The following is a 14870-nucleotide window of genomic DNA, read 5'->3' on the forward strand; positions in this document are numbered from 1 at the left end:
AGTTCCCTTCATGAAGAGCCAACCCGATGCCGCCAGCCGTATGGTGGCCGAGGTAGTGACGCAGTTGCCTGTGCCCTCGCGGCTCGGCATGCTGCGTTTCGAGCGCCTGAATGAAGCCAGTTGGGCGATGCTGTTTCTCGACCCCAACTGTGAACGCCAGTTCGGCCAGCCCGCCGTAGAACTCTGCGCGCTGGTCGGTTCGCCCTACGCCAGCCTGATGGAGCCCGAAGCGCGCTATCAGTTGCACGACGCGATCCAGCAACAACTACGCGACAGCCCGCATTATCTGGTGCGCTATACCTTGCACACCGCCGCCGGCGCGCTAAGCATTCTCGAACTCGGTGAAGCCTACAAACAGCACAACCGCCACTTGCTGCGCGGTTACCTGCTGGCGGTCGACGACGTGTTCGACGAGGCGCCAGCATTGCCGTCCGTCGACCTGGAAACCCAGAACTCGCGCCTGCAAATCGCCCTTGAGCTCAATCAGCGTGCCCAGCAGGAACAGCTGCAACATCTGGAGCGGGTACGCGCCCAGCAGGACCTGATCCTGTTGCTGGCCCGCCAGCGCTACAGCAGCCAGAACTCCCTGCAAGAAGCCGCCGAACTGATCACCCGCTGCGCCTGCGATATCTATGAAATCGACTGCGCCAGCCTGTGGAACCTCGAAGGCCAGAAGCTGGTACCGATTTCCGCCTATCACCGCGCCACCCAGGAATACATCCTGCCGGACGTGATCGATGTCAGCGGCTTCCCCGACTATATGGACGCGCTGCACGGCAGCCGCGCCATCGACGCACACAATGCGATGCGCGACCCGCGTACCCGGGAAATGGCCGAGGCCCTGCGCCCGCGCGACGTCAACGCCATGCTCGATGCCAGTATCCGTGTCGACGGCCAGGTGGTCGGCGTGCTGTGCCTGGAGCAGACCGGCGTCACCCGCGCCTGGCAGTCCGACGAAATCGCCTTTGCCGGGGAGCTGGCCGACCAGTTCGCCCAGGTCATCAATAACCACAACCGCCGCACCGCCACCAGCGCCCTGCACCTGTTCCAGCGTGCGGTCGAGCAAAGCGCCAACGCCTTCTTGCTGGTCAATTGCGACGGTGTGGTCGAGTACGTCAACCCGAGCTTCACCGCGATCACCCAGTACACCACCGAGGAAGTCCACGGCCAGCGCCTGTCGGAGTTGCCGGCCCTGGAGAACCTCAGCGAACTGCTGTTCGACGCGCCTTCGGCGCTGGCCAAGAGCAACAGCTGGCAGGGCGAATTCAAGAGCCGCCGCAAAAACCTCGAACCCTACTGGGGCCAGTTGTCGATCTCCAAGGTCTACGGCGACAACCGCGAGCTGACGCACTACATCGGCATCTACGAAGACATCACCCAAACCAAACTGGCGCAGCAGCGCATCGAGCGCCTGGCCTACACCGACAACCTGACCAATCTCGGTAACCGGCCTGCATTTATCCGCAACCTGGATGAACGCTTCGCCCGAGACAGCGATACCCCGATCAGCCTGCTGCTGGTGGACATCGACAACTTCAAGCGGATCAACGACAGCCTCGGCCACCAGACCGGCGACAAACTGTTGATCAGCCTGGCCCGGCGTCTGCGTAACAGCCTGAGCCCGAGCGGCAGCCTGGCGCGATTCGCCAGTAACGAGTTCGCGGTGTTGCTCGACAACACCGACCTCGAAGCCGGTCAACAGATCGCCAGCCAATTGCTGCTGACCCTCGACAAACCGATGTTCGTCGACAACCAGTTGATCAGTGTCACCGGCTCCGTGGGCCTGGCCTGCGCGCCGTTGCACGGTCGCGACCCGCAGACTCTAATGCGCAACGCCGGCCTCGCCCTGCACAAGGCCAAGGCCAACGGCAAACACCAGGTGCAGGTGTTCACCGAAGCGCTGAACGCCGAGGCCAGTTACAAACTGTTCGTCGAGAACAACCTGCGCCGCGCCCTGACCCAGAACGAGCTGGACGTGTTCTACCAGCCCAAGCTGTGCCTGCGCAGCGGGCGGCTGCTGGGCATGGAAGCGCTGCTGCGCTGGAATCATCCGGAGCGCGGCATGATTCGCCCGGACCAGTTCATCAGCGTCGCCGAGGAAACCGGTCTGATTATTCCGATCGGCAAGTGGATCGCCCGCCAGGCCTGCCGCATGAGCAAAGCGCTGACCGCCGCCGGCATGGGCAACCTGCAAGTGGCGATCAACCTGTCGCCCAAGCAGTTCTCCGACCCGGATCTGGTGGCCTCCATCGCCAACATCCTCAAGGAAGAAGCGCTGCCGGCCAATCTGCTGGAGCTGGAACTCACCGAAGGCCTGCTGCTGGAAGCCACCGAAGACACCCACTTGCAACTCGACCAGCTCAAGCGTCTGGGCCTGACCCTGGCCATGGACGACTTCGGCACCGGTTACTCGTCGCTCAGCTACCTGAAAAAATTCCCGATCGACATCATCAAGATCGATCGCAGCTTCATCCACGAAATCCCGGACAACCAGGACGACATGGAAATCACCTCCGCCGTGATCGCCATGGCCCACAACCTGAAACTCAAGGTCGTGGCCGAAGGCATCGAGACCGCCGAGCAGTTGGCGTTCCTGCGCCGGCACCGCTGCGACGTCGGCCAGGGCTACCTGTTTGACCGGCCGATTCCGGGCGGCGAGCTGATCCAGGCGCTCAAGCGCTACCCGCGCGGTCCTCTCCCGCTGTAAACCACTACCAAAGTGCCCGCACATTTTGACTAGTGATTAACTGGGCATCATTGGGCACACTGGTGGTCTGTGTAATTGACATCCCATCCTGACTGAGAGGAACGATCATGGTTCTGCGCTCGGAAATTCTGGTGAACAAAAACGTGCTACCGACTAAAGAACAAGCTCTGCCTGGCCGCGAAACGGCAATGACCCTGCCTGAAAACCATTTCGTCTTCAAAGACACGCCGCTGCTTGGCCCGTTCTTTCAGGACGTCGATTTCGCGATCTTCGGACTGGGCTGCTTCTGGGGTGCGGAACGCCGCTTCTGGCAGCGTGAAGGCGTGGTCAGCACCGTGGTCGGTTACGCCGGTGGCTTCACGCCGAACCCGACCTACGAAGAAGTCTGCTCGGGCCTGACCGGCCACTCGGAAGTGGTGTTGGTGGTTTTCGACAAAGACAAAGTCAGCTACGAAGAGCTGCTGGCAATGTTCTGGGAACTGCACAACCCGACGCAGGGCATGCGTCAGGGCAATGACATCGGCACCCAGTACCGTTCGGTGATCTATGCGACCCACCCGGAGCAACTGGATGCAGCGCTGAAGAGCAAAGCCGTTTATCAGGCGGAATTGTCGAAGGCGGGCCTGGGTGAGATCAGCACCGAAATCGAACAGGCGCCGACCGTTTACTTCGCCGAGACCTATCACCAGCAGTATCTGGCGAAAAATCCGGAAGGCTACTGCGGGATTGGCGGCACCGGCGTTTGCATGCCACCGAGTCTGGCAGGCAACTGAGTCCTAAAAGCATCGCGGGCAAGCCCGCTCCCACAGGGTTCGCGCAGATTCTGGAATCGCGCACGACCTTGTGGGAGTGGCGGTGCGACGATTCGACTTGCCCGCGAAGGCGTCCGATCAGACACCGTTAAACCCACCGATCAGCTCTCGGCGATCAACCAATCCATCTGCCACCCACCCTGGGTCTGGCCCAGTTTCTTGGACAGCCACGGCAGCAGCTCACGCAATTCTTCCTCCAGCCCCCACGGCGGATTGGCAATCGCCATCCCGGAGCCGTTCAGGCTGTTCGGCGTGTCCAGCGGATGCACCAGCAGCTCGACCCGCAGCAACTTCGGTGCACCGGTGCCGGCCAGATCCTGATAGAAACGACGCAACGCGCGCTGATCCTTCACCGGATACCAGATCGCCGCCACGGTTTGGCGCATCCGGCCGATTGCCTCTTTCATCGACGCCGCACAACGCTGCATTTCATCGAGCTGTTCGAACGGCGGATCAATCAACATCACCGCGCGTTTTTCCTGCACCGGCAACATCGCGCGGGCGACATGCCAGCCCTCGCCCAGATGCACTTTGACCCGACGATCGCCGGCCATGTTGTCCTTGAGCAAAACGCCGTCTTCAGGGTGCTTCTCGTTGAGCATCACCCGATCCTGCGGTCGGGTCAGACGCCGCGCCAGCTCCGGCGAACCCGGGTAAAAGCGCAACTGGCCATCCGGGTTCATCTCGTGCAGCACTTTCATGTAGTCAGCGGTCAGCGCCGGCAGATCCGGCTGATCCCACAAACGCGCGATGCCTTCCAGGTACTCGCCGGTACGGTTGGCCTGATCGCCCTGCAGGTCATACAGACCGATGCCGGCGTGGCTGTCGAGATAGGCAAACGGCTGCTCCTTGCGCGACATCAGGGCGATGAGGCGGGTCAAGGTCAGGTGTTTGAACACATCGGCGTGATTGCCGGCATGGAAGGCGTGACGATAATTCATGGTTGCTCCTGAGCAGGCCGGGAAGTTTACCTTTTACCGGGCGGCAAGTCAGGGGTTGGGGGCTGAGTGGGTGGTCTTGCTGTCGGGTACATCCTTTACACATTAGACCGGGGACATGGTTTACACCTTTTACAGGCTTGATACGCGTTTGGCATCGCATTCAAACCTGCCTGAACAGAAGCTGCAAAGGTACAACTCCCACACGTCATCAGCTACTTCCTTCAGCCAGTTAGCGAACACGACCGGATTCAGACAAGCGGCAACCTTTTTCAATGGTTCGGACCCCATACCTGTCAACTTTGACAGTATCCCTATCGCCGAAAAACGGCGCCCAATGAGTCGACTGAACGACTAGCCATCAACGCTCGAGCAGTCTCAATTACTCTCGAAAAGGAACTAACAAATGCCCAACTCTAATACAACCACGGGAACCGGCACCGTTGCTTCAGTAAACGACGTCTCAAAGTTCAACCGATTCACGGGAGCTATAGATTTGATTTACGCAATCGGAATAACGCCCGACGATGGTGGTGTGACCTTGACTGTAGAGACGCACACATCACCTGAAGTCGGCGTCGGCGACAAAGTCAGCTATAAGGTCGCGCGTAGCAACGCCGGAACATTCGTGACTGAGGTTACAAAGATTGCCTGAAGGTGCGTCCGTCACGATGGAACCCTGTGGCGAGTGGAGTTATCCGCTCGCCACAAAGTGCTCTCAACAGGCGCGCAATCTCTTGCCAATCACATCCAACACATCACAGCCATCGCGCAGCGGAATCACGCAGAGCTGGGCGAAGTCGCTGAGGATGACCGAGTCGCACTCGACCGAGCCGCGCATGCACATATTTTCCAGGACTTGGATGACCGCACGAATGCGGTAGTTGGCGGCGTCCATCAGGATATCGAGCGGGGCGTGGGTGTCGATGAACAGGGTGGGCATGTCGTTGCAGTTGCTGGTCAGCGCCATGAGGCGGTTGCTGGGGTGGGGGATGAAGGGTTCGTACGGTGGATCGGGTTTCAATGTTGGCACTGGACTAACTCCTAACGTATTGGATGGAGCCGCCAACTCTCACTTCCACGCATTAGGTGGCGGCTGTACGCAGGTGTGGAAGACCGGGACGTTAGGCACCCGGCGCACTCGAAAGCGCCCCGCGCACAGCCACCAAAAACTCAAACGACAAAGACGTCTGACTGGTGCAGCTTGACGCGCCTAACGATAAAAGGGCTTCCACGCCCTGTCACCGATTTTGCGGTGACCGCCAAAAGACTATCCCCGCACCACCGCGCCCACCAGTTCACGCAAACCGCCGCAACTCGCAGGAAACGTCCGAAGCCTTTGCCCGGAAATTTCACTCTGACTCGTCCCGCAAGTAGTCCAGCAATGCCGAAGCCGACGATTCGTCCGACCCTGAAACCGCAGAAAACCTGACAACCTTGCAGCGCAAGACATCAGCGGGAAACGCCTCGAACAACGCCGGCTGCTCCTCGCTCAACCACTGCAAGGCATTATTGACCCGGGCATCACCGCCGAACTGCGCCAGCAGTTTTTCCGGCATCGACCACCAGGGAAACTCCCGACCCGAGACCCGCTCCCTGCCCCCGATCTCGACGGCCTGACCGTTGATCAATCCTCGCGTCAGGACCGGCAGCAATTGCCCGGCATCCACCTCGGACGACTCAAGAATCGGCAACAAATACCGCCCATCCCAAAACCGAAAGAACACCACTTTCCCGTCCGGCATCAGCACCTGAGTCAAACTGCGAACGTGCTCGACCACCGCCTCAAGCCCCGCCGAGGACACTGCCAGCCAGCCCCAGTCCCGAGACTCCGTGGTCGCGACCCAATCCAGAAACTCACTGCCCGCGTCGACGATTCCCACGTAGGGCATCACTGCATCCCACTCTGAATAGATCGTTTCCGCCCAGACCGGTTTCGGCATCTGCGCATTCGAAGGCCAGGCTTTCAGCGGATCCACCAGACTGGCGCTGCTGAAAATCGCGAACAACTGCTCCGACGATTTCAGCGGCTCATCCTTCAACCATTGATCAAGCCGCACAAACACCGTCCTTGCAGCGCTCGCATTCTTCGCAGAACGGCGCGTCACCTTTAAGGCTCATGATTTGCGCAGCGGTCAGAATCGCTGCCGGTGCCGCCACCAGTTTCTCCGGCAACCCCGGCACTGTTGGCGCGGCGCTCATCGCCGCCATCGGCGCGCCACCTATAACAATCGGCACGCTGCTGAAAATCCCACCCGGGCCGATGTTGATCCACTGCCCGCCCGCCTGAATCGTCGCGCTCGCCCCGCCGTCGATCACCACTTGCTGGCCGGCGCTGACGTGGAATTGAGCACTGGCGTTGATTGCCTGATTGCTCACGCGGATGTGCCGGTCGCCGGTCACCGTGAGATGGTCGTCCTGCTTCACTTCCGTCTGGCGCTGGCCATGAGTGATGCGTTGTTCATCGGCCTTCAATTCATGCTTGGCGAGACCGGTCACGACGACACTGCGCTGGTTATCCACCTGCACCTGCTGATCATTCAACACATGCTGCGTCCAGTTTCGCTGGGCCCGCAGGTAGATTTCCTCGGCGCCTTTGCGATCTTCGATGCGCAATTCGTTGTAGCCCCCGCCGCCCGGACTGCTCTGGCTGCGGAAAATACTGCGGGTCTTGTCGGCCGGCAGGTCCAGCGGCACCGGCGTCGCCGCGTTCGGCAGGCAACCCATGACCAGCGGTTTGTCGGCGTCGGAATCGATGAACCCTACTAGCACTTCCATGCCGACCCGTGGAATCAGCACGCTGCCATAGCGGTCATGAGCCCAACCACTGGCGACCCGTAGCCAGCAACTGGAATGCTCGTCGAGTTCGCCGTCGCGATCCCAGGCCAGTTGCACCTTGACCCGGCCGTACTCGTCGCAATGGATTTCACTGTCTTTGGGGCCGGTGACCACGGCCGGTTGGTAGCCGAGCATCCGTGGCTTTTCCGGGCCCATCGGAGGGCGGAAGAATACGTCCCACGGTGTGGCGAGAAAGGTATTACGGTAACCCTGGAATTCATCGCCATCGCTGGTGACCGATTCCTCCAGCACTTGCGGCTGTCGTCCATGGTGCTCGACGGCAGTCAGCAGCCAGAGGTCATTCAAGTCCAGGCGGGGATGCTCGGTCAGTTGCAGGAAGTGTCCGCTGACAAGAGCAGATTGATCGCTACGGCCCTCGGCCTGACGGTAGTCGGCGACATGGCGTTCAAGAGTGCGCAGGGCCAGTTGCTTGCCGGTTTCGCGCTCGGTGAACTGGCCGGGAAAGTGATAATCCTCCAGCACCGGGCGCTGTTCGCTTTCGGCGCGACTTTGCAGCGCCAGCCGGGGTTTGCTGAAGTCGTAATCACGCCGTGTGACCACGCTGGTGCGGGTTTCAACTCGTACGGTGAAACGCTTGATCGCCGGTGCCGCCGCAGCCATGCCACTGCCCGGCAGATAAAGCGTCGGCTCGGCCAGACGCGGGAACACCGTTTGATCGTCGCCGAACACCAACAGATGCCCGTTCGGGCTGTGCTGAAAGTGGAAATGAATGCCGACTTCGGCACACAGCCGCTGAATGAACGCCAGATCGCTCTCGGCGTACTGCACGCAATATTCGCGGGGCGGGTAGTCGCTGCCGAGGCGAAATTCGAAGGCGTCGCGCAGGATCGCGTGATCCTTGAGGATCTGCGTCACGATCTGCGGCACGCTTTGGTGCTGGAAGATCCGCTGATTGATCCGATGGCCGAGATAAGCCAGGCGCGGAACAAGACTGACGTGATAGCGGGTCAGACGCTTGCCGGAATCCCCCTGCCCGACCCGATAGATCTGACCGTGAATACCGGAACCATCTTCATCTAAACTTAGAAACGCCTGACAGTGCAGCAGGCTTTCCAGATCCAGGTCCGGCCGTTCACTGACCAGCTCCAGGTCAAAGCGGAAGGGTTGGCTGATGGCTTCCTTGCCCGTGAACTCAAGGACTTTGAGGTCAAACTGGGCGCCTTCGACGGTCAACGTGAAACGCGGTTGATTGGCAGGCGCGAACATCCGATGTCTCTCTGCAGATGGAGGGCGGGCGATTCTGCATGAGGGACAAGGGGTGCAGGTTGGGTGACTGAAAAATCAGATTTCCCCTACTCAAAACTTCGATTTGGCCTTCAACAATCAACGCTTTTAACTACAGACACATCCGTCAGAAATATCGCAGAACCCTGTGGGAGCTGGCTTGCCAGCGATGAGGTCGACACATCCAGCATTCAGGGCGACTGACGCATCGCCATCGCTGGCAAGCCAGCTCCCACAGGGGTTCCAGCGCTCATCAGAAATTGAAGGCAATAAAAAACGGCCCGCTTCCTATAGGAAACGGGCCGTTCTTTTGTGAGCCTCAGCTCATTCCCATCACTTGTTCAGATGGAAATCCTTCTCTGCCGCTTCAAAGCGCTGAACCATGCCGGCGCTCGGCTGGCCCAGCAGGCTGACGAAGTAGATCGCCAGGCTGGCGAAGATAAAGCCCGGGATGATTTCGTACAGGCCCAGCACTTCGAAGTGTTTCCACACGATCACGGTGATCGCGCCGACCAGGATGCCGGCCAGTGCGCCGTCGCGAGTCATTTTCTTCCAGATCACCGAGATCAGCACAACCGGACCGAAGGCTGCACCGAAACCGGCCCAGGCGTAGGACACCAGACCCAGCACGCGGTTTTCCGGGTTGGCCGCCATTGCGATAGCGATCAGTGCAACCAGCAACACCATGGCACGACCGACCCACACCAGCTCGACTTGCGAGGCGGATTTACGCAGGAAGGTTTTGTAGAAGTCTTCGGTCAGGGCGCTGGAGCACACCAGCAACTGGCAGCTCAGGGTGCTCATCACTGCCGCCAGAATGGCCGACAGCAGGATACCGGCGATCCACGGGTTGAAGAGGATCTTCGCCAGCTCGATGAACACACGCTCGTGGTTCTCGGTCACCGGCATTGCCACATCCGGGTTGGCCGAGAAGTAAGCGATACCGAAGAAACCCACGGCCACGGTGCCACCCAGGCACAGGATCATCCAGGTCATGGAGATGCGACGGGCGTTGGCGATGGATTTCACCGAGTCAGCGGCCATGAAGCGCGCCAGGATGTGCGGCTGACCGAAGTAACCCAGGCCCCAGCCCATCAGCGAGATGATGCCGATGAAAGTGGTGCCTTTAAGCATGTCGAAGTTGCCAGGATCGTTGGCTTCGATGGCCAGGAACGTGGTGTCGACACCGCCGGTGGCCAGCAACACGATGATCGGCGTCAGGATCAGCGCGAAGATCATCAGGGTAGCTTGCACCGTATCGGTCCAACTCACCGCTAGGAAACCGCCAACGAAGGTGTAGGCAATCGTCGCCGCAGCGCCGGCCCACAGTGCAGTCTCGTAGGACATGCCGAAAGTGCTTTCGAACAGACGGGCACCGGCAACGATGCCGGAAGCGCAGTAGATGGTGAAGAACACCAGAATCACCACCGCCGAAATGATCCGCAGCAGGCCGCTTTTGTCTTCGAAACGGCTGGAAAAGTAGTCCGGCAGGGTCAGCGCATCGCCGTTGTGCTCGGTTTGAACACGCAGACGGCCGGCGACGAACAGCCAGTTCAGGTAAGCACCGACGATCAGGCCGATGGCGATCCAGCTTTCGGACAGACCGGACATGTAGATGGCGCCCGGCAGGCCCATCAGCAACCAGCCGCTCATATCGGAAGCGCCGGCAGACAGTGCGGTCACCACGCTGCCCAGGCTGCGGCCGCCCAGAATGTAGTCGGAAAGGTTGTTGGTGGAGCGATAGGCCATGAAGCCGATCAGCACCATTGCTGCGATGTAGATCACGAACGTGATCAGGGTTGGATTGCTTGCGCTCATTACGTACGTGCCCTGGCTTTGTTTTTATGTAGCGGCGGCGGTTGCACCGATTGCAGACTGACGTCTGACAGACGATTCGCACGGCCGCGCATTTATGACCAATGTTTCCCCAGGAAAGCCATTGGCCGGCACACCGGGTTATCCCGGTTGCACCTTGGGCGCGAATCCTATGCAACAAAGCAAAACAGGTGCAACCAGTTTCTTGAGAATTAGTTGCACCTACGTGGATTTTTCGACTACAAACCGCCGATTTTGCACCGTTCCGGCGCAGTGACACCCAGCCATCTACCTTGAAAGCACCCATCTAGAGCAATCTTCGCGAAGCTGAAATTTATTCCTGACAAGCTGCCGAATATTCCGACAAAAAAAGGGTTGCACCCGGTTGCACCTCTTTCAGCTCACGGCTAATCTTGCCGCCAGCTGTTGTCGCGCAACTGCGGCACCTATGAGGATAAAAATATGGCTACCACCACCCTTGGGGTCAAACTTGACGACCCGACCCGCGAGCGCCTGAAGGCTGCCGCAACCTCGATTGATCGCACGCCGCACTGGCTGATCAAGCAGGCAATTTTCAATTACCTGGAAAAACTCGAGGGTGGTGCAACCCTGACCGAGCTGAACGGTTTGACCGCCAAGGACGCCGATGAGGCGGGCGAAGTCCACACCGATCACGCCCACCAATGTTTCCTCGAATTCGCCGAAAGCATCCTGCCGCAATCGGTACTGCGCGCCTCGATCACCGCCGCTTACCGTCGCCCCGAGCCGGAAGTGGTGCCAATGCTGATCGAGCAAGCTCGCCTGCCGGCGCCAATGGCCGAAGCCACCAACAAACTCGCAGCCTCCATTGCTGAAAAACTGCGTAACCAGAAGAGTGCCGGCGGTCGTGCAGGCATTGTTCAGGGTTTGTTGCAGGAATTTTCCCTGTCGTCCCAGGAAGGCGTAGCACTGATGTGCCTGGCCGAAGCGCTGCTGCGTATCCCGGACAAAGGCACTCGCGATGCGCTGATCCGCGACAAGATCAGCACCGGTAACTGGCAACCACACCTGGGCAACAGCCCGTCGCTGTTCGTCAACGCGGCGACCTGGGGCCTGCTGCTGACCGGCAAACTGGTCTCCACCCACAACGAAGCCGGCCTGACTTCGTCCTTGAGCCGCATCATCGGCAAGAGCGGCGAGCCGATGATCCGCAAGGGCGTCGACATGGCCATGCGCCTGATGGGCGAGCAGTTCGTGACCGGCGAAACCATCGCCGAAGCACTGGCCAATGCGAGCAAGTTCGAAGCCAAGGGTTTCCGTTATTCCTACGACATGCTCGGTGAAGCGGCGCTGACCGAACACGACGCCCAGAAGTACCTGGCCTCGTACGAACAAGCCATTCACTCGATCGGCAAAGCCTCCCACGGCCGTGGGATTTATGAAGGCCCGGGCATTTCGATCAAACTGTCGGCCCTGCACCCGCGCTACAGCCGTGCCCAGTACGAGCGCGTGATGGACGAGTTGTACCCGCGCCTGCTGTCGCTGACTCTGCTGGCCAAGCAATACGACATCGGCCTGAACATCGACGCCGAAGAAGCCGACCGCCTGGAGCTGTCGCTGGATCTGCTTGAGCGCCTGTGCTTCGAACCGCAACTGACCGGCTGGAACGGCATCGGTTTCGTGATCCAGGCCTACCAAAAGCGTTGCCCGTACGTGATCGACTACGTGATCGACCTGGCTCGCCGCAGCCGTCATCGTCTGATGATCCGTCTGGTGAAAGGCGCGTACTGGGACAGCGAAATCAAGCGCGCCCAGGTCGAAGGCCTGGAAGGCTATCCGGTCTACACCCGCAAGGTGTACACCGACGTTTCCTACATCGCCTGCGCCCGCAAACTGCTGTCGGTGCCGGAAGTCATCTACCCGCAGTTCGCCACGCACAACGCCCACACTCTGTCGGCGATTTATCACATTGCCGGTCAGAACTATTACCCGGGCCAGTACGAATTCCAGTGCCTGCACGGCATGGGCGAACCGTTGTACGAGCAGGTTGTAGGCAAAGTCTCCGAAGGCAAGTTGAACCGTCCGTGCCGCGTGTACGCTCCGGTCGGCACTCACGAAACCTTGCTGGCGTACCTCGTACGTCGTCTGCTGGAAAACGGCGCCAACACCTCGTTCGTCAACCGCATCGCCGACCAGTCGATTTCAATTCAGGAACTGGTGGCCGATCCAGTTGCGCAGATTGAGCAGATGGCAACCGTGGAAGGTGGTTTCGGCCTGCCGCACCCGCGCATTCCGCTGCCGCGCGACCTTTATGGTTCCGAGCGCGCCAACTCCAGCGGCATCGACATGGCCAACGAACATCGTCTGGCATCGCTGTCCTGCGCACTGCTGGCCACCGCGCACAACCACTGGAAAGCCGCGCCGATGCTCGGTTGCGCCTCCAGCAACGAAGCACCGGCACCAGTCCTGAACCCGTCCGATCTGCGTGACGTGGTCGGCCATGTGCAGGAAGCCACCGTTGAAGACGTCGACAACGCCATTCAATGCGCCCTGAACGCCGCGCCAATTTGGCAGGCCACCCCGCCGGCCGAACGCGCCGCGATTCTGGAACGCGCCGCCGACTTGATGGAAGGCGAGATTCAGCCGCTGATGGGCCTGTTGGCTCGCGAGGCCGGCAAGACCTTCGCCAACGCCATCGCCGAAGTCCGCGAGGCCGTCGACTTCCTGCGTTATTACGCGGTGCAGGCTCGCAACGATTTCAGCAATGACGCCCACCGCCCATTGGGCCCAGTGGTCTGCATCAGCCCGTGGAACTTCCCGCTGGCGATCTTCAGCGGTCAAGTCGCCGCCGCACTGGCCGCCGGTAACCCGGTCCTGGCCAAACCGGCCGAACAAACTCCGCTGGTGGCTGCACAAGCCGTACGCCTGCTGCTCGAGGCCGGGATCCCGGAAGGCGTGCTGCAACTGCTGCCGGGTCGCGGTGAAACCGTCGGCGCTGGTCTGGTGGGCGATGAGCGTGTCAAGGGCGTGATGTTCACCGGCTCCACCGAAGTCGCGCGTCTGCTGCAACGCAACATTGCCGGTCGTCTCGACAACCAGGGCCGTCCAATCCCGCTGATCGCCGAAACTGGTGGCCAGAACGCGATGATCGTCGACTCTTCGGCACTGACCGAACAAGTGGTAATCGACGTTGTGTCGTCGGCCTTCGACAGCGCCGGTCAGCGTTGCTCGGCTCTGCGCGTCCTGTGCCTGCAGGAAGATTCCGCTGATCGCGTCATCGAAATGCTTAAAGGTGCGATGGCTGAAAGCCGTCTCGGCAACCCGGAGCGCCTGTCCGTGGACATCGGCCCGGTGATCGACGCCGAAGCCAAGGCCGGCATCGAGAAACACATCCAGGGCATGCGCGACAAAGGTCGCAACGTGTACCAGGTGGCCATCGCCGATGCCGAGGAAGTCAAACGCGGCACCTTCGTCATGCCGACCCTGATCGAACTGGAAAGCTTCGACGAGCTGCAACGCGAGATCTTCGGCCCGGTGCTGCACGTGGTGCGCTACAAGCGTAAAGAGATCGACCAGTTGATCGCCCAGATCAACGCCTCCGGTTACGGCCTGACCCTCGGCGTGCACACCCGCATCGACGAGACCATCGCCAAGGTGATCGACAACGTCAACGCCGGTAACGTCTACGTCAACCGCAACATCGTGGGTGCCGTGGTCGGTGTTCAGCCGTTCGGTGGCGAAGGCCTGTCGGGGACCGGTCCGAAGGCCGGTGGCCCGCTGTACCTGTACCGCCTGCTGTCGACGCGTCCTACCGATGCCATCGAACAATCCTTCGCTCGCGGTGATGCTGCCGTGGCGCCGGACGTTCGTCTGCGCGATGCCCTGAGCAAACCGCTGGTTGCCCTGAAAGCCTGGGCCGACAGCAACAAGTTCGCCGACCTGAGCACGCTGTGCGTGCAATACGCAGCCCAGTCGCAAAGCGGCATCACCCGCGTGCTGGCCGGCCCGACCGGCGAGAAGAACAGCTACGCGATCCTGCCGCGCGAGCACGTGCTGTGCCTGGCGGACATCGAAGGTGACCTGCTGACCCAACTCGCGGCAGTACTGGCAGTGGGCGGTTCGGCGGTCTGGCCGGAATCCGACACCAGCAAGGCATTGTTCGCACGCCTGCCGAAAGAGATTCAGGCGCGGATCAAACTGGTTTCCGACTGGAACAAGGACGACGTGGTGTTTGATGCAGTTCTGCATCACGGCCATTCCGACCAGTTGCGTGCGGTCTGCCAGCAGATTGCCAAGCGTGCCGGTGCCATCGTTGGGGTTCAGGGCTTGTCCCAGGGCGAGACCAACATTGCGCTGGAGCGCCTGGTGATCGAGCGCGCGCTGAGCGTCAACACTGCGGCAGCGGGTGGTAACGCCAGCCTGATGACCATCGGTTAATCAGCGACTCTGCCGGCAACATAAAAAATGGGCGCCCTCACCGGCGCCCATTTTTTTGGCCTCTCCATCACCGTTATCAATCTTCCTGTTCAGCCTTTA

9 protein-coding genes are annotated in these 14870 nt (G+C 60.3%); 4 read left to right on the forward strand and 5 right to left on the reverse strand.

Annotation, left to right across the window (positions count from 1 at the left end):
- Positions 1-10 precede the first annotated feature (10 nt).
- Positions 11-2707: a bifunctional diguanylate cyclase/phosphodiesterase gene (locus JJN09_RS16200; RefSeq protein WP_249482626.1), complete on the forward strand. Its 2697-nt coding sequence runs from the start codon at positions 11-13 to the stop codon at positions 2705-2707.
- Positions 2708-2814: 107 nt separating this feature from the next.
- Positions 2815-3480 (forward strand): peptide-methionine (S)-S-oxide reductase MsrA, encoded by a 666-nt coding sequence (gene msrA / locus JJN09_RS16205; RefSeq protein WP_102620170.1) that lies wholly within the window; start codon positions 2815-2817, stop codon positions 3478-3480.
- Positions 3481-3620: 140 nt separating this feature from the next.
- On the opposite strand, the gene JJN09_RS16210 is transcribed toward msrA, so the two are convergent.
- Positions 3621-4460, reverse strand: coding sequence for a 23S rRNA (adenine(2030)-N(6))-methyltransferase RlmJ (locus JJN09_RS16210; protein WP_249482627.1), 840 nt, complete (start codon positions 4458-4460; stop codon positions 3621-3623).
- 403 nt (positions 4461-4863) lie between these two features.
- Here JJN09_RS16210 and JJN09_RS16215 point away from each other — a divergent pair, with 403 nt between their 5' ends.
- Positions 4864-5112: a hypothetical protein gene (locus JJN09_RS16215; protein WP_249482628.1), complete on the forward strand. Its 249-nt coding sequence runs from the start codon at positions 4864-4866 to the stop codon at positions 5110-5112.
- A 63-nt stretch (positions 5113-5175) separates the two neighbouring features.
- On the opposite strand, the gene JJN09_RS16220 is transcribed toward JJN09_RS16215, so the two are convergent.
- From JJN09_RS16220 to putP, 4 genes are all read right to left on the reverse strand, one after another.
- Positions 5176-5490 carry a hypothetical protein gene (locus JJN09_RS16220; RefSeq protein WP_249482629.1) on the reverse strand — a complete coding sequence of 105 codons (315 nt, stop codon included), beginning with the start codon at positions 5488-5490 and terminating at the stop codon, positions 5176-5178.
- 319 nt (positions 5491-5809) lie between these two features.
- Entirely contained in the window at positions 5810-6517 is a 708-nt protein-coding gene (locus tag JJN09_RS16225) for a DUF4123 domain-containing protein (protein ID WP_249482630.1), read from the reverse strand.
- On the reverse strand, positions 6507-8522 hold the full coding sequence (locus JJN09_RS16230; protein WP_249482631.1) for a type VI secretion system tip protein VgrG: 2016 nt from the start codon (positions 8520-8522) through the stop codon (positions 6507-6509). The genes JJN09_RS16225 and JJN09_RS16230 overlap by 11 nt, the downstream gene beginning before the upstream one ends.
- Positions 8523-8873: 351 nt before the next feature.
- Complete coding sequence (putP, locus tag JJN09_RS16235) at positions 8874-10358, reverse strand: sodium/proline symporter PutP (protein WP_249482632.1); 1485 nt, start codon at positions 10356-10358, stop codon at positions 8874-8876.
- Positions 10359-10817: 459 nt separating this feature from the next.
- On the opposite strand from putP, the gene putA reads away from it, so the two are divergent.
- Positions 10818-14771: a trifunctional transcriptional regulator/proline dehydrogenase/L-glutamate gamma-semialdehyde dehydrogenase gene (gene putA, locus JJN09_RS16240; protein WP_192559596.1), complete on the forward strand. Its 3954-nt coding sequence runs from the start codon at positions 10818-10820 to the stop codon at positions 14769-14771.
- Positions 14772-14870 lie beyond the last annotated feature (99 nt).

This window comes from Pseudomonas sp. HS6, assembly GCF_023375815.1.
Taxonomy (GTDB): Bacteria; Pseudomonadota; Gammaproteobacteria; order Pseudomonadales; family Pseudomonadaceae; genus Aquipseudomonas.